Origin of the sequence: Brevundimonas sp. TWP1-3 (genome assembly GCF_049896085.1) — a bacterium.
Classification (GTDB): domain Bacteria; phylum Pseudomonadota; class Alphaproteobacteria; order Caulobacterales; family Caulobacteraceae; genus Brevundimonas.
In genome coordinates, this window is sequence record NZ_JAFCTP010000001.1 from 1,653,125 (window position 1) to 1,667,521 (window position 14,397).

General features: G+C 62.4%; 13 protein-coding genes and 1 pseudogene. 8 read left to right on the forward strand and 6 right to left on the reverse strand.

The genetic code is table 11. From position 1 onward, the window contains the following. Positions 1-26 precede the first annotated feature (26 nt). Positions 27-203 (forward strand): annotated as a pseudogene (locus tag ACP693_RS08260) (hypothetical protein); the annotation flags it as partial. A 49-nt stretch (positions 204-252) separates the two neighbouring features. Here the strand turns inward: ACP693_RS08260 and ACP693_RS08265 are convergent. Continuing rightward, complete coding sequence (locus ACP693_RS08265; RefSeq protein ID WP_426017608.1) at positions 253-909, reverse strand: hypothetical protein; 657 nt, start codon at positions 907-909, stop codon at positions 253-255. Positions 910-1,289: 380 nt separating this feature from the next. On the opposite strand from ACP693_RS08265, the gene ACP693_RS08270 reads away from it, so the two are divergent. Together ACP693_RS08270 and exaC are read left to right on the forward strand one after the other, a co-directional pair. Next, positions 1,290-2,258, forward strand: coding sequence for a GAF domain-containing protein (locus tag ACP693_RS08270; protein ID WP_426017607.1), 969 nt, complete (start codon positions 1,290-1,292; stop codon positions 2,256-2,258). Between the two features lie 134 nt (positions 2,259-2,392). Then, positions 2,393-3,910 (forward strand): acetaldehyde dehydrogenase ExaC, encoded by a 1,518-nt coding sequence (gene exaC, locus ACP693_RS08275; protein ID WP_426017605.1) that lies wholly within the window; start codon positions 2,393-2,395, stop codon positions 3,908-3,910. Between the two features lie 211 nt (positions 3,911-4,121). Here exaC and ACP693_RS08280 read toward each other — a convergent pair whose 3' ends face one another. After that, the gene (locus tag ACP693_RS08280) at positions 4,122-4,400 is read right to left on the reverse strand and encodes an acyl-CoA dehydrogenase family protein (protein WP_426017604.1); all 279 of its coding nucleotides are present in this window, start codon (positions 4,398-4,400) and stop codon (positions 4,122-4,124) included. Here ACP693_RS08280 and ACP693_RS08285 point away from each other — a divergent pair. The 5 genes from ACP693_RS08285 to ACP693_RS08305 all read left to right on the forward strand — a co-directional run bounded on the left by ACP693_RS08285 (position 4,284) and on the right by ACP693_RS08305 (position 8,173). After that, entirely contained in the window at positions 4,284-4,622 is a 339-nt protein-coding gene (locus ACP693_RS08285; protein WP_426019601.1) for a putative quinol monooxygenase, read from the forward strand. The genes ACP693_RS08280 and ACP693_RS08285 overlap by 117 nt on opposite strands. Before the next feature lie 206 nt (positions 4,623-4,828). Continuing rightward, on the forward strand, positions 4,829-5,569 hold the full coding sequence (locus ACP693_RS08290) for an SDR family oxidoreductase (RefSeq protein ID WP_292079367.1): 741 nt from the start codon (positions 4,829-4,831) through the stop codon (positions 5,567-5,569). 107 nt (positions 5,570-5,676) lie between these two features. Next, the gene (locus tag ACP693_RS08295; RefSeq protein ID WP_244878400.1) at positions 5,677-5,973 is read left to right on the forward strand and encodes a putative quinol monooxygenase; all 297 of its coding nucleotides are present in this window, start codon (positions 5,677-5,679) and stop codon (positions 5,971-5,973) included. Positions 5,974-6,434: 461 nt separating this feature from the next. Beyond that, positions 6,435-7,574 (forward strand): glutathione-independent formaldehyde dehydrogenase, encoded by a 1,140-nt coding sequence (locus ACP693_RS08300; RefSeq protein ID WP_066629245.1) that lies wholly within the window; start codon positions 6,435-6,437, stop codon positions 7,572-7,574. 209 nt (positions 7,575-7,783) lie between these two features. After that, a complete protein-coding gene (locus tag ACP693_RS08305; RefSeq protein ID WP_426019599.1) occupies positions 7,784-8,173 on the forward strand; it encodes a DJ-1/PfpI family protein in 390 nt (129 codons plus the stop codon). 258 nt (positions 8,174-8,431) lie between these two features. On the opposite strand, the gene ACP693_RS08310 is transcribed toward ACP693_RS08305, so the two are convergent. From ACP693_RS08310 to ACP693_RS08325, 4 genes are all read right to left on the reverse strand, one after another. Next, entirely contained in the window at positions 8,432-11,092 is a 2,661-nt protein-coding gene (locus ACP693_RS08310; RefSeq protein WP_426017601.1) for an excinuclease ABC subunit A, read from the reverse strand. 395 nt (positions 11,093-11,487) lie between these two features. After that, positions 11,488-12,597 (reverse strand): S-(hydroxymethyl)glutathione dehydrogenase/class III alcohol dehydrogenase, encoded by a 1,110-nt coding sequence (locus ACP693_RS08315; protein WP_426017599.1) that lies wholly within the window; start codon positions 12,595-12,597, stop codon positions 11,488-11,490. A gap of 213 nt (positions 12,598-12,810) precedes the next feature. Next, positions 12,811-13,101, reverse strand: a complete 291-nt coding sequence (locus ACP693_RS08320) for a metal-sensing transcriptional repressor (RefSeq protein WP_373258545.1) — start codon at positions 13,099-13,101, stop codon at positions 12,811-12,813. A 286-nt stretch (positions 13,102-13,387) separates the two neighbouring features. Beyond that, complete coding sequence (locus ACP693_RS08325) at positions 13,388-14,377, reverse strand: zinc-dependent alcohol dehydrogenase family protein (RefSeq protein ID WP_426017597.1); 990 nt, start codon at positions 14,375-14,377, stop codon at positions 13,388-13,390. Between the last annotated feature and the right edge of the window lie 20 nt (positions 14,378-14,397).

Below are 14,397 nucleotides of genomic sequence, written 5' to 3' on the forward strand. Positions count from 1 at the left end.
AAAGCTTAAGTTGAACCGGGGAGGCTCCCCACAGCGTTCGGGACGTGCTTGCGATCCACGTCTTAAAGACCACGGGGTCCTATGAGCAGGGGAGCTATGCGATCCAGGACACGCCCGCGACGGTGCAAGCCCACTACGGTCGGTTCCTGCCTCAGGACAAGGCGGCGCTGGCTGCGGCCGTCCTGAACCGGGTTTGGGCCTGACTTAGAGCTGAGCGGCGGAGGGCTGCCTCCGCCGCTCCAATGCCTTCACCTAGAAATCCTTGGCCTGGTCGGGGAAGTTGATCTGTCGCCCGGTGCGCAGATTCCTGACCATGTTGTCGACGCTGATCGTGTAGAGCTCCGCCACGTTGATGGTCCAAGAGGCCTGCAGTCCGCCTTCGTGCTCCGCCACGATGCCGATCATGGCGTTCGCCAAATCGATCACCTCATCTTCGTCCAATGGGTAGTCGGAATAGATCGCGGTAGGCTTGGCGAAATACTCCTTGTCGAGGTGTGCGAAGAAGCGATCACGTCGTCCCATGATCGCGTCAATCGTCGCGCGATGAGCTTCCAACGCGGCTCGCTGCTGAGAGATCAGGGCATTCGTTGGCTGACCATTCTTCCAGGAAATCTTCGACAGATTTCCCTCACAGAACGTGAGGAATTTGAAGAGGCTTCGATCGCTGCGCTTGGGAGGCTCCAGAAGTCTCGCCATCGATAGGTGTAGGTCGACTTCCACCGAGTGCATGAGAGGGAGCAGCAAGGGCTCGATGTGCCAGAGCTCTTCTCCGTAGTTCCTCTGCTGCCTCAGAAGCTCCGAGAAGATGGCAAGCTTCGCCGCCAAGCCTGGAGGGCTATTGCCATGGATCAAGGTGGCGAACCCCGTGAGCCTGGCCTTGTACTCAGCTTGCGCGTCGGTCGCGCTCATTCGTCATGTCCGTCGTTGAGGTCGTGGGAAAGGCGCAGTCGTGCTAAGATCTAAGCGATAGGTCAGGCTCGAGATTCGGTGGGCTGTCGCCCATGCTGTCACCATGTGAGCGTCTCACGATTTATCAAAGGCGGGGCCTCAACATGGCCGTGGCTTGGCGACACCCGGGTTCTTTCGCGATGTCCGAGAAGCGTGCAATTCGGTGGAGAGGGCTGATCGCGCCCTGTCGAGCCAAGCTCCTCTCCGAAGCCTTGAAGACGCAACCGGCAATGTCCCCACCATTGACAGCCCAAGTCGGCGTTTGGATGCCTTGAAGAGGATGTTGACGGCGGGCGGAGTGAGGCGTCAAGTCGAGCTGAAAGAACCCTTGGGGACCGACCATGGCTGATCGGTGGCGCGGTGATCACGGCAGTCTGATCCGGCAGGCGCTGGACGAGGGAGCGGGCGCGCGCTCGGCTCTTGCTGCTTCGTGGCGGCGCTCGATCACCCTTTACGGCCTCGATCCCGTCGAGCATGGCCGGGTCGAAACCGTCACCGAGCAGCAGCTTGTTGAGGCGCGTCAGGCCATGGAGCGGCTGACGCGGGCGGCCGAGGGCGTGCTGGATCGGCTGTTCCTGGCGGTCGGCGGGGTCGGGTGCTGCGTCCTGCTGACCAACGCCGAGGGCGTGCCGGTCGAGCGCCGCGGTGCGGCGGCCGACGACGAGACCTTCCACCGCTGGGGCCTGTGGCCCGGCGCGGTCTGGTCCGAGGCGGTCGAGGGCACCAACGGCATCGGCACGGCCCTGGCCGAGCACCGGGCCGTGACCATCCATCGCGAACAGCATTTCCACGCCCGCAACACTGGCCTGAGCTGCATCACCCATCCCATTCACGACCACATGGGGAGGCTGGCCGGGGCGCTGGACGTGTCCTCCTGTCGGGCGGATGCGACCGAGGCGCTGTTGGGGCTGATCTCGACGGCGGTGTCGGATGCGGCGAAGGCCATCGAGGCCCAGACCTTCCGGCAGGCCTTCGCCGACGCGCGCATCGTGCTGGCGGGCGGAGCCAGCGAGCGGAATGCGGCGGCCCTGCTGGCGGTCGACAGGCATGATCTGGTGATTGGGGCTACAAGGGCGGCGCGTCTGTCGCTGGCCATCACCGACGAGCGGATCGCCGCCCAGCTGCCGGCCTCGGACCTGCTGACGCCCGGCGGGGCTGAGGCGGACCTGCGGGAGGCCGAGCGGGGGGCCGTGCGGCGGGCTCTGGCCCGCAGCGGGGGCAATGTCTCGGCCGCCGCGCGGGCGCTCGGGGTCAGTCGCGCCACCCTGCATCGCAAGCTGCATCGCCTGGGTCTGATCGACCTGCACTGACCTGTCGCAATCCTGCGACAGGTTTGCGCCGCACCATTGCGACGGCGTCTGGCGCTTCGTCCCCTGCCGACCAAACTGGTCTCAAACGACGTCGAACAATCGACGCCGGAGGAAACCAGCAGGAGGCTCTTTCCGTGACCAAGCCCGAATTCATCCGCGCCGCGACCCCCAGGTTCAAGACGCGCTACGACAACTTCATCGGCGGCCAGTGGGTCGCTCCGGTCAACGGCCGCTATTTCGAGAACACCTCCCCGGTGAACGGTCGCGTCCTGTGCGAGGTGGCTCGCTCGGACGCGGCCGACGTCGAGCTGGCGCTGGACGCGGCGCACGCCGCCAAGGACGCGTGGGGCAAGACCAGCGTCGCCCAGCGCGCGCTGATCCTCAATCGTATCGCCGACCGCATCGAGGCCAATCTTCAGGCCGTGGCCGAGGCCGAAACCTGGGACAACGGCAAGCCGGTGCGTGAGACCCTGGCGGCGGACATCCCCCTGGCCATCGACCACTTCCGCTATTTCGCCGGCTGCATCCGCGCCCAGGAGGGCGGCATTTCGGAGCTGGATAACGACACGGTCGCCTATCACTTCCACGAGCCGCTGGGCGTGGTCGGCCAGATCATCCCTTGGAACTTCCCTATCCTGATGGCGGCGTGGAAGATCGCCCCGGCCCTGGCGGCGGGCAATTGCATCGTGCTGAAGCCGGCGGAGCAGACCCCAGCCTCGATCCTGCTGGTGGCCGAGCTGATCCAGGACATTCTGCCGGCGGGCGTGCTGAACATCGTCTCCGGCACGGGGATCGAGGTCGGCGAGCCGTTGGCCACAAATCCGCGCATCGCCAAGATCGCCTTCACCGGCTCGACCGCTGTCGGCCAGAAGATCATGGAATACGCGACGCAGAACATCATTCCGGTGACGCTGGAGCTGGGCGGCAAGTCGCCCAACATCTTCTTCAAGGACGTGATGGACGCCGACGACGCCTTCCTGGACAAGGCGCTGGAAGGATTCGCCATGTTCGCGCTGAACCAGGGCGAGGTCTGCACCTGCCCCAGCCGGGCCCTGATCCACGAAGACATCTATGAGGCCTTCATTGAGAAGGCGATCGCCCGAGTCGAGGCCATCAAGCAGGGCGACCCGCTGGACCCGACCACCCAGGTCGGCGCCCAGGCCTCGGACCAGCAGCTACAGAAGATCCTGAGCTATTTGAAGATCGGCAAGGACGAAGGGGCCGAGGTCCTGACGGGCGGGGAGCAGTCGCTGCTGCCGGATGACCTGTCGGGCGGCTATTACGTCAAGCCGACGGTGTTCAAGGGCACCAACAACATGCGCGTCTTCCAGGAGGAGATCTTTGGTCCGGTCCTGGCCGTGACCACCTTCAAAACCTTCGAAGAGGCGATGGAGATCGCCAACGATACGGAATACGGCCTGGGCGCAGGCGTCTGGTCGCGCGACATGAACACGGCCTACCGGGCGGGTCGGGCCATCCAGGCGGGCCGGGTCTGGACCAACTGCTATCATCAGTACCCGGCCCACGCGGCCTTCGGCGGCTACAAGAAGTCGGGCATCGGGCGCGAAAACCACCGCATGATGCTGGACCACTATCAGCAGACCAAGAACCTGCTGGTCAGCTACAGCCCCGACAAGCTGGGCTTCTTCTGATTCATTTGAGGGCGCGGGCGTGCAGCCCGCGTCCTTTGTTTTGGACCAGACAGGCGAGGGGACGTGACCATGGCTGCAACCATGAAGGCCGCCGTTGGGCGTGAGGTCGGCAGGCCCCTGTTGATAGACGACGCCCATCCCGGGAACCGGTTGCCCGAGCCGGCAGGTACCGGTGGCTCTTTTCTGATGACGTGATTTCTGACGGTGCTTTCTAGGTTGCCAAGCCTTCTACGCCTGTCGCCTGTCGCTTGACGGATTTGGCGAGGCTCCAGCGGTGGACTTCGCTGGGGCCGTCGTAGATGCGGAAGGCGCGGACTTCGCGGAAGATCTGTTCGACCACAGTGTCGCCCGAGACGCCGGTCCCGCCCATGATCTGGACGCAGCGGTCGGCGACGCCGAACAGGGCCTCGGACACGGCGACCTTGGTCATCGAGCTTTCGGTCGTGCCCAGGGCGCCAGTGTCCAGCACGCCGGCGCACCAGCCGATCATCAGCTCGGCCTAAAGCCGAGCCGTGCCGAACCGGGCAATTTGCGCTACGATCTCTGGCAGGACCAGAGCGATCCGAACCGTTTCGTGCTCGACGAGCTGTACGCGGACGCGGATGCAGTCGCCGCCCACCGTGCGACGCCCCACTTCCAGAACTACCTCTCTCAGATCGGCGATCTGGCCGAGCGCGCCGCGTTTGTCCTCAACCCCGTCTCGGCGACCTGAGGATGGTGCCAATGGGCAAGCCTGAAGAATGGGTGGGTTCGGCACGGCTTGTACAGGCGTTCGACACAGACGAGTTGCGGATTATCGGCCTGTTGGCGCCTGCGCTTCGCGTGGTGCCTTTTGGGCCTCATTCATCCACGCGGCTACCGCTGAGGCGGAGCCGCGATCCGGCGAAAAATCAACAACTGACTTGAAGGAATACAGTCATGACCAAGGGTATCGAAGGCAAGGTCGTTCTCATTACCGGCGGCAGCACCGGCATCGGCGCAGAAACCGCGCGTCTTCTCGCGGAACGCGGCGCGAAGGTGGCCATCGCCGCGCGGCGCAAGGACAGGCTCGACGAGGTCGTCGCGGACATCGCCGCAAACGGCGGCACGGCACGCAGCTACGCGCTCGACGTCACCGACAAGTCGGCGGTCCAGTCCGTCGTCGCCGCAATCATTGCCGACTTCGGCCGCCTGGACGTGCTGATCAACAACGCCGGGCTGATGCCGATCCGTCCGATGGCCGAGGTCAACACCGACGAGTGGGACCAGATGATCGACGTCAATCTGAAGGGTACGCTCTACGGCATCGCGGCGGCCCTTCCCGGCTTTCTCGAGCAGGGCAGCGGTCACATCATCAACTTGAGCTCGGTTGCGGGCATCAAGGTCTTCGCACCGGGCGGCACGGTCTACTCCGGCACCAAGTTCGCCGTCAGCGCGATCAGCGAGGGCTTGCGCCACGAGGTGGGTGAAAAGGTCCGTGTCACGTCAATCGAGCCTGGAGCTGTCGAAAGCGATTTGAAGTTCACGACGTCTGGCACGGCTGCCGAGACGGTGCTCGACTTCTACAAGCAGGCCATCCCGGCGGCATCGGTGGCGCGTGCTATCGCGTTCGCTGTAGAACAACCTGATGACGTCGACGTCAACGCGATCGTCATCCGGCCGACCGCACAGCAGTTCTGATTTCGACGAGGAGGCAGAGCCGCGTGTGCTCCGCCTCCTAGGAACGTTCCGGCCCGTTTGACCGTTACTTTGCCAAATGATATCTGTCCGTTTAACTTGAGGAGTCGATGATGCCCAAACTTGCGCTGTATGTGCCACTGAAGGCCAAGCCCGGAAAAGAGCGCGATGTCGCCAATTTCCTGACCTCGGCATTGCCGCTCGTTCAAGCCGAGTCGGGCACTCTGACCTGGTATGCGATCGAGGAAGGTCCCGGTGCGTACGCGATCTTCGATACGTTCGACACAGAGGAGGATCGGCAGGCCCATCTTGACGGCAAGGTTGCCGCCGCGCTGATGGACAAGGCGGAAGAACTGTTCTCGGAACCGCCGCAGATTCACAAGTTCACCCTGCTGGCAGCGAAATAGCGGAGCGGTCGGCACCCCAAGCTGCCGTACGACTGCAAGGTTAGGGTCGCCTGCCCTCCGGAATGGACGGCCCGGCCGGCTCTGGAACTAAATAGAAGAATACGACAGGCCATCCGCGATAGTGGATGGCCTTGTCTTTTGCGCTTATCCCACCTTTTGATGCTGCTGCTGATAGGTCGGCGTTGATGTGTTGCGTCATCATGGCACCGTTGGTTTCGCAGGACTTCTTGAGCACATCAATCTGCCGCTTTTTTAGACCGTCCTGGCCCAGGCAATCGAAAAGCCGCCGTAAATCGATCCGAGAACTGCCGAACGGGAAGGAACCGCTCAGGCGTCAGGCGGTTTAGGAGACAGACATCGGTTCGGAAGATGCGATGCTATGCGCCTTTGCGCTGGTTCAGATCATCAGCAAGCTCTCGATTTGATGACGCCAGAGCAGAGCTAAAAAAAGGAGAAAATCCGTGAAAGCTGTCGTGTACAACGGGCCCAAAGACGTTTCCGTCGATACCATCGATGATCCCAAGATCGAAAAGCCCACCGATGTCATCATTCGGCTGACCACCACCAACATCTGCGGGTCCGACCTTCACATGTATGAGGGCCGTACCAGCTTTGAGAAGGGCAGGGTCTTTGGCCACGAAAACCTTGGCGAGGTCATCGAAGTCGGCGCCGCCGTGGATCATATCAAGAAGGGCGATCGCGTCTGCATGCCGTTCAACGTCGGTTGCGGGTTCTGCGAAAATTGCGAACGCGGTTTGACTGGTTTTTGCCTCACGACCAACCCTGGAACCGCCGGCGCAGCGTATGGCTTTGCCGAAATGGGTCCGTGGCAAGGCGGTCAGGCCGAGTTGATGCGCGTTCCTTATGCGGACTTCAATTGCCTTAAGTTGCCCCAGGACGCCGAAGAGAAGGAGGACGACTATGTCATGCTCTCCGACATCTTCCCCACAGGTTGGCATGGCGTCGAACTGTCGGGTTTCCTGCCTGGTGAAAGCATCGCGATCTACGGCGCCGGTCCAGTCGGTTTGATGGCCGCGCACTCAGCCGAAATCCGCGGTGCCTCTCAGATCTTCGTGGTCGATTCCCACGATGATCGCCTGCAGCTGGCCGAGGCAATGGGCGCGATCCCGATCGACATGCGCAAGGGCGATCCCGCCCAGCAAATCCTTGACGCGACCGGCGGCCTAGGGACCGACCGGGGGGTCGAGGCGGTCGGATACCAGTGTTGCGATCGCCACGGTAAGGAGCGCAGCAATTACACGATGAACTGCCTCGTGAAAAGCACGAAGGCCACCGGCGGCATCGGCGTCGTCGGCGTGTTCATCCCGGAAGACCCGAATGCGCCTGACGATCTCCAGAAGGAAGGCAAGATGGCGTTCGACTTCGGCAATTTCTGGTTCAAGGGCCAGAAGATCGGTACCGGCCAGTGCAATGTAAAGCACTACAATCGGCGACTGATGAAGCTGATCGAGCAAAACCGGGCTAATCCTGCCCAAATCATCTCGCACCGACTGCCGCTCGATCAGGCGCCAGACGCCTACAAGCATTTCGATGCGCGCGATGATGGATGGACAAAGGTCGTGCTTAAGCCGACCGCCTGACCTTAGTCTTCTCCGAAATAGGGAATAAATGATGACGTTAGAGGGCAAATCAGTTGCCATTCTGATCGCACCCGCGGGACGGAAGAACCAGAGTTCTCGAAGCCCAAGCAAGCTGTCGAGGAGGCTGGCGGCAAAGTGACCGTGTTCAGTTTTGACCGGGCGAGGCTCACACGGTCAATAACGATCTCGACGAGGGCGGCAGCTATACTATCGACAGAGCATTTTCCGATGTCAGAGCCGACGATTTCGACGGACTAGTTGTGCCCGGAGGGACTGTCGGTGCCGACAAGCTGCGCGGCAGCGCCGAGGCAATTGACTTCATCCGGGCTTTTTTCGATCAGAAAAAACCGGTTGCCGCGATATGCCATGCACCCTGGACATTGATCGAGGCGGGCGTTCTTGAGGGTTGCACCTTGACGTCCTACCCGACGCTGAAGGTCGATATCGAGAACGCCGGCGCTACATGGGCCGATGGGGAAGTCGTGGTCGCCAACGGCCTTGTGACCAGCCGCGACCCCGATGATTTACCCGCCTTCTGTGGCAAGCTCGTTGAGCAAATCGCGGAAGGTGCGGGCGCTGGGCCTGCGGCCTCGAATTAATACGGGACGGTTTCGACGAACCATGTGATGGCGCGCTCGCTAGTGAAGGTCCTCACAAACAGGCGTAGCGGATGGCCGACGATTGACTGTCCGCTACGCCTAGTATGAGACGAAAACGGCGCACTTCCGAGCACTCAATCCCCAAGCCGCGTCACCCGCGGTGACACCTCGCCGGCTCCCGTTTTCAGATTCGACCATTTCAGCGTGCGTACGGTGGAGATACGCCTGATCGAACGTGCGTCCGGCCAGGTTTACGACCTACAGCGCCGCTTTGAGATAGGGGGCGGTGAGACTGCCTTCTGCTTCCGCAACGACGCCAGGGACGCCGCTGGCAACGATACGGCCGCCATCTTCCCCAGCCCCCGGTCCCAGATCGATGACCCAGTCCACCTGCGTGATGGCGCGCATGTCATGTTCGACGACGACGACGGTATTGCCAGCGTCAACGAGGCCCTGCAGGTGTTGCATCAGCCGGTCGGCATCGGAGGGGTGAAGCCCCGAAGTGGGCTCGTCGAGGATGTAGATCGTGTTGCCGCGCTGGGCGCGTTGCAGTTCAGTCGCCAGCTTGATGCGCTGCGCCTCCCCGCCAGACAGCTCGGTCGCAGGCTGTCCGAGCCTCAGATAGCCAAGACCGATCTCCCGCAACACGTCGAGGGAGCGCGTCACAGATGCCTCGCCAGCGAAGAAATCGCACGCGTCGTCGACCGTCAGTTCGAGCACCTGGGCGATATTGCGCCCGTTCCATTCGACTTCGAGCGTTTGCGGGTTGTAGCGAGAGCCATGACAGGTCGAGCACGGCGCAAAAACGCTCGGCAGGAACAGCAGCTCCACCATGACGTATCCCTCGCCCTCGCACACCGGGCAGCGACCTTGCGCGACGTTGAACGAGAACCTGCCCGGGCTATAGTGTCGCCGGCGGGCGAGCGGCGTATCAGCGAAGATCCTTCGCACATGGTCGAACATGCCGCTGTAGGTGGATAGGTTCGAGCGCGGCGTGCGGCCGATCGGTTTCTGATCGACCCGCACTAGCCTGCGAACATGCTCCATGCCCGCGACAATGCGTCCTTCAGTATCGTTCTGAGCAACGTCGAGCAGAGGATCGATATCCTCCTCCTCGGCCACCGGAGAGCCGCCGAGGTGTTCCGTGACGAGCTCGGGCAGCGCCTGACTGACAAGACTGGATTTGCCCGATCCCGAAACGCCGGTGACAGCGGTGAAGCAGCCGATGGGAAACTCAACGTCGAGACCTTGAAGATTGTTACGCCTGATCCCTTCCAAGCGTAGCCACGCCTTGGGATCGCGCGGTGTGCGCTCACTGCGGAGCGGCTCTGCGAACAGGTAGCGGCGGGTGATCGAAGTCTCGACGTGGGCAAGCCCCTCTATCGGCCCGCTGTAGAGGACTTCACCACCCTTTTCTCCGGCTCCTGGCCCGACATCGACGAGCCATTCCGCGCGCCGGATCACGTCGAGATCATGTTCGACGACGAACAGGGAGTTGCCCGCCGCCTTGAGACGCTCGAGGATGGTGAGCAAGGCTTCGCCATCTGCCGGGTGCAACCCTGCCGAAGGCTCGTCAAGCACATAGACCACCCCGAAAAGCTGTGACGACAATTGGGTGGCAAGCCGCAAGCGCTGCAACTCTCCGGAGGAGAGCGTCGGCGTGCTGCGGTCGAGCGAAATGTAGCCAAGGCCAAGATCGATCAGCGCCTCGAGCCGCTCGATCAATTCGCAGGCAAGGCGTTGGGCGGCGATCCGCTTCTCGTCGGAGAGATTGGGCGTGCGGCGCACGTCGGGCGCGCTCTTGTGCGCAGAGCCGCCCGCGGCAACCCGTTGTTCGACCGCTGCTTCGCGGGCCGCTTTTTCCAGAACATGGCCCTTTGAGGTGTCGGAGACTGCCCCATACTCGCCATGCGCGACGGGCATCAGCAAGTCCTTCAGCTTGAGCACCGTCAGGTCGCCGAACTCGGCAATATCGAGCCCGGCGAATTTAACCGACAGGGCTTCGCGCTTCAGGCGCTTGCCGTCGCAGGTCGGGCAATCGCGGCCGATAATATATTGCGAGACGCGCTTCTTCATTAGCGCGCTTTTTGTGTTGGCGAAGGTTTCCAGCACATAGCGGCGCGCGCCAGTGAAGGTGCCTTGGTAGCTCGGCTCCATGCGGCCCTTGAGGGCCTTCCGAGTCTGTTCAGGCGTCAGGCCCGCATAGACCGGCACCGTCGGCGCCTCGTCAGTGAAGAGGATCCAGTCGCGATCCTTTTTCGGCAAGTCCCGCCACGGCGTATCGACGTCATAGCCGAGCGAAACGAGGATATCCCTCAGGTTCTGGCCATGCCAGGCGGTCGGCCAGGCGGCGATCGCCCGATCGCGAATGGTGAGGCTGTCGTCAGGAACCATCGTCTCTTCGGTCGCGTCATATACGCGCCCGATGCCGTGGCAGGTCGCGCAAGCCCCCGCGACCGTGTTGGGGGAGAAATCCTCCGCATAGAGCATGGGCTGATGGCGCGGATATTCGCCGACGCGGGAATAGAGCATCCGCACCAGGCTGGAGAGCGTCGTCACGCTGCCGACCGAGGATCGCGCGTTGGCCGAGCCGCGCTGCTGCTGCAACGCGACCGCAGGCGGCAATCCGTCGATCGTGTCGACCTCCGGCACGCCGGCCTGGTCGATAAGGCGACGGGCATAGGGCGCAACCGATTCCAGATAACGCCGCTGCGCTTCGGCATAAAGGGTGCCGAACGCAAGCGATGACTTGCCCGAACCCGATATGCCGGTGAACACCACGAAGGCGTCACGCGGTACATCGACGTCCACATTTTTTAGGTTATTCTGGCGCGCGCCACGAACCTGCACGCAAGCGGGAGGTCCCGCATGCCAATGGTCGGAGGCCGGCGTCGTCGCGTGTATATCCTTGTCCTTCAATTCAGTCTTCCTGCCATACCCGCCCGTGCGGCCTATGGTTCATTACGGTCGGGCTAAAAGATGAATGCATTTCCGACTCAATACATCCAACGGCCAGGCTGGCCCGATGTTCGGAACCTTTGAAATATTTTTCCAGCATTAGACAAAGGTTGCGACAAAACCATTTTTCCCGTTGGGTCGCGCGACGAGGCCACACACACTCCGCTGGTAAGCGCCTGGGCCAGGCGGCCCTGGTCCGTGCCGCTATCGGCATGTAACGACCGCACTTCGGCGGTTGTTACCGCATCGCGACACGTTGCCCAGTTGCCAGAGCGCGCTTCATCATGGCCGGGGTCGGGCCATGATGAAGGCCGAGTTGTCGATCCGAGCGCCTCGCGCCGCTTCGGATCGGCGGGTCAGTAGTGAATGACAGTGCGGATCGACTTGCCTTCGTGCATCAGGTCGAACGCCTCGTTGATCTGCTCCAAACCCATGGTGTGGGTAACGAACGGGGCCAGATCGATATCACCTCTCATGGCGTCCTCGACCATGCCGGGGAGCTGTGTCCGTCCCTTGACGCCGCCGAAAGCAGACCCCTTCCAGACGCGGCCCGTGACGAGCTGGAACGGGCGGGTGGAGATTTCCTCGCCCGCGCCGGCAACGCCAATCACGATCGACTGACCCCAGCCACGGTGCGCTGATTCAAGCGCGGCGCGCATGACGTGGACGTTGCCGATGCACTCGAAGGTATGATCGATGCCCCAGCCCGTCATCTCGATCAGCACTTGCTGGATGGGCTTGTCATGGTCCTTGGGGTTGATGCACTCGGTCGCACCGAACTGGCGTGCCAGCTCGAACTTGGACGGATTGGTGTCGATGGCGATGATGCGACCCGCCTTGGCCTGGCGCGCACCCTGAATCGCCGCGAGGCCGATGCCGCCGAGGCCGAACACGGCGACCGAGTCTCCGGGCTGGACCTTGGCGGTATTGTGGACTGCGCCGATGCCGGTCGTGACGCCGCAGCCGAGCAGGCAGACCTGTTCGGGGTTCGCCTCGGGATTGATCTTGGCGAGCGAGACTTCGGCGACGACAGTATATTCACTGAAGGTTGAACAACCCATGTAATGATAGAGCGGCTGACCATTGTACGAAAAGCGGGTGGTCCCATCGGGCATCAAGCCCTTGCCCTGCGTTTCGCGGACAGCGACGCACAGGTTGGTCTTGCCCGACAGGCAGAAGTCGCACTTGCGGCACTCGGCGGTGTAGAGCGGAATCACGTGATCGCCCGGCCCGACGCTGGTGACGCCTTCACCGACCTCGACAACGACGCCCGCCCCCTCGTGGCCCAGAACCACCGGGAAAACACCTTCCGGATCACTCCCCGCCAGCGTGTACGCATCGGTGTGGCACACACCGGTGTGCGTCACCCGTATGAGGACTTCGCCTTTCCGGGGTGGGGCGACATCGATCTCGACGATTTCGAGTGGCTTGCCCGCCTCGAAGGCTACAGCGGCGCGAGATTTCATGTTGGGATACCCTCATGAGTTAAACTGATTGCTGGTGCGAGGCCGTTGCGTCAGCGCAAGTCGTCGACACTCTCATACTGCCAGGGAGTATCTTTATCATACTCCCTGGCAGTATACAACATGTGTCCTAACGAGGATATCAAACCCGGGAAGGCAGCAGGGGCTGGCTTCTAGGTGCGGGAGAACACGGGCAAGAAAATGAGCCTGAAATTGTCATTTAAGATAGGTACGCAGAATCTTCATTACGCCCTCCACGCCGTCATCGTGATCGCCACCTGCGCCTCTGACGGCCCGATCTGCGCCCGCACCGAATGTTTCCCTGAGATGACTCTCCATCACTTCTGCCATCAGCCCGTTTGTCGCGCCACGCATGGCGACAATTTGCTGCAGCAGGGGAGCGCAATCGGCCCCGGCTTCGATCGCGCGTTCCAGAGCGTCCGCCTGGCCCTTGATACGCCGCAAGCGTGTGATGGCTCGCTTTTTGTCCTCTGATGAATGTGGCATCGCGTTTTCCCGAGAAATCGCTTCAGCATACTATACAGGGGGGGAGTTTCAATCCTGTCCAGAGACTGGCGCTTCTGTAATCAGGCGAGGTTCCCTGGCCAATCTCCAAATTCGCCCCCAGATCGGGCAGGCATAGCCGCCATGTTACCCTGAGACAGGTCTGGCACGCGGACGAGGAGCATCATGCTCTCAAGCCTGCGCCACAAGCAACGACGGCATGCGCGCTTAGGGTCCGATCCTGTGTCTGGGAGGGGGGAGCCATCGCTCGCTCCCCCGGGTTTGCCGGTCAGACCGTAACGACGACCTTGCCGATCTGGTCGTTCGATTCGAGGAAGCGGTGCGCGTCCTGGATGGCGTCGAGCGGGAAAGTGCGCGCGATCCGCGGCTTGAGCGCGCCCGATTCCAGACCCGCCACGATGAACGCCTTGGCGCGATCAAGGGCGGCGTCGTCCGAGACGATCTCGCTGTAGAGATAACCCTTGAGCGTGAGGCTCTTGCCCAGCACGAAGAACAACGGGAACGGCGTTGGCTCGCCGCTGAGCGCGCCATATTCGAGCAGGATGCCGCCGCGCGCCATGCTCGCGGTCAGCTGCTCGAACGACGGGCCTCCGACCGGATCGAGCACCACGCGCGCACCTGCACCATCGGTTATCTCCATCACCTTTGCTACCAGATCCTCTTCCCCGGTCGCGACGACATGATGTACACCGGCATCAAGCAGGGCCTGGCGCTTGGCGCCGGTACGCGTCGTCGCGATCACCGTCGCGCCGACCATCCGCGCAATCTGGAAGGCAGCAAGCCCGACGCTGCTGGAAGCAGCGGTGACGATGACGAAATCGCCCTTGCCGAGCTTCGCCTGCTCCACCAGCGCGCCCCAAGCGGTGACATACTGCATCCACACGGCCGCCGCTTCCTCGAACGACAGCGCCGCCGGATGCTTGACGACGAGGCGGGCGGGCACGTTGGCGACCTCGCCATAGGTGCCCCAGCGCGCGATATCGAGCGGGGGGATGACGCTGACGGCTTCGCCTTCCGCAAACCCGGTCACGTCCGCCCCGACCGTAACGACAGTGCCGGCAGCCTCGTAGCCGAGTCGGCTAGGGAACTCGGCTTCCTGAAGGTAGGCATGGTTGCGGAACATCACCTCGGCGCGGTTTATGCCTATCGCCTTCACCGCGATCTGCACTTCGTCGGCCGCGGGCGCGGGCACTGCCACATCTTCAATCCTGAGGACGCTGGCGTCGCCATATTCGTGGATACGGACGATGCGGCTCATGGGACACTCCTTGATTATTG

What these genes read in the sequence shown, in the direction of transcription:
- ACP693_RS08265 (WP_426017608.1), bottom strand. Translation starts at nt 909, where the DNA reads ATGAGCGCGACCGACGCGCAAGCTGAGTACAAGGCCAGGCTCACGGGG.
- ACP693_RS08270 (WP_426017607.1), top strand. Translation starts at nt 1,290, where the DNA reads ATGGCTGATCGGTGGCGCGGTGATCACGGCAGTCTGATCCGGCAGGCG.
- ACP693_RS08280 (WP_426017604.1), bottom strand. Translation starts at nt 4,400, where the DNA reads ATGATCGGCTGGTGCGCCGGCGTGCTGGACACTGGCGCCCTGGGCACG.
- ACP693_RS08290 (WP_292079367.1), top strand. Translation starts at nt 4,829, where the DNA reads ATGACCAAGGGTATCGAAGGCAAGGTCGTTCTCATTACCGGCGGCAGC.
- ACP693_RS08295 (WP_244878400.1), top strand. Translation starts at nt 5,677, where the DNA reads ATGATGCCCAAACTTGCGCTGTATGTGCCACTGAAGGCCAAGCCCGGA.
- ACP693_RS08315 (WP_426017599.1), bottom strand. Translation starts at nt 12,597, where the DNA reads ATGAAATCTCGCGCCGCTGTAGCCTTCGAGGCGGGCAAGCCACTCGAA.
- ACP693_RS08320 (WP_373258545.1), bottom strand. Translation starts at nt 13,101, where the DNA reads ATGCCACATTCATCAGAGGACAAAAAGCGAGCCATCACACGCTTGCGG.
- ACP693_RS08325 (WP_426017597.1), bottom strand. Translation starts at nt 14,377, where the DNA reads ATGAGCCGCATCGTCCGTATCCACGAATATGGCGACGCCAGCGTCCTC.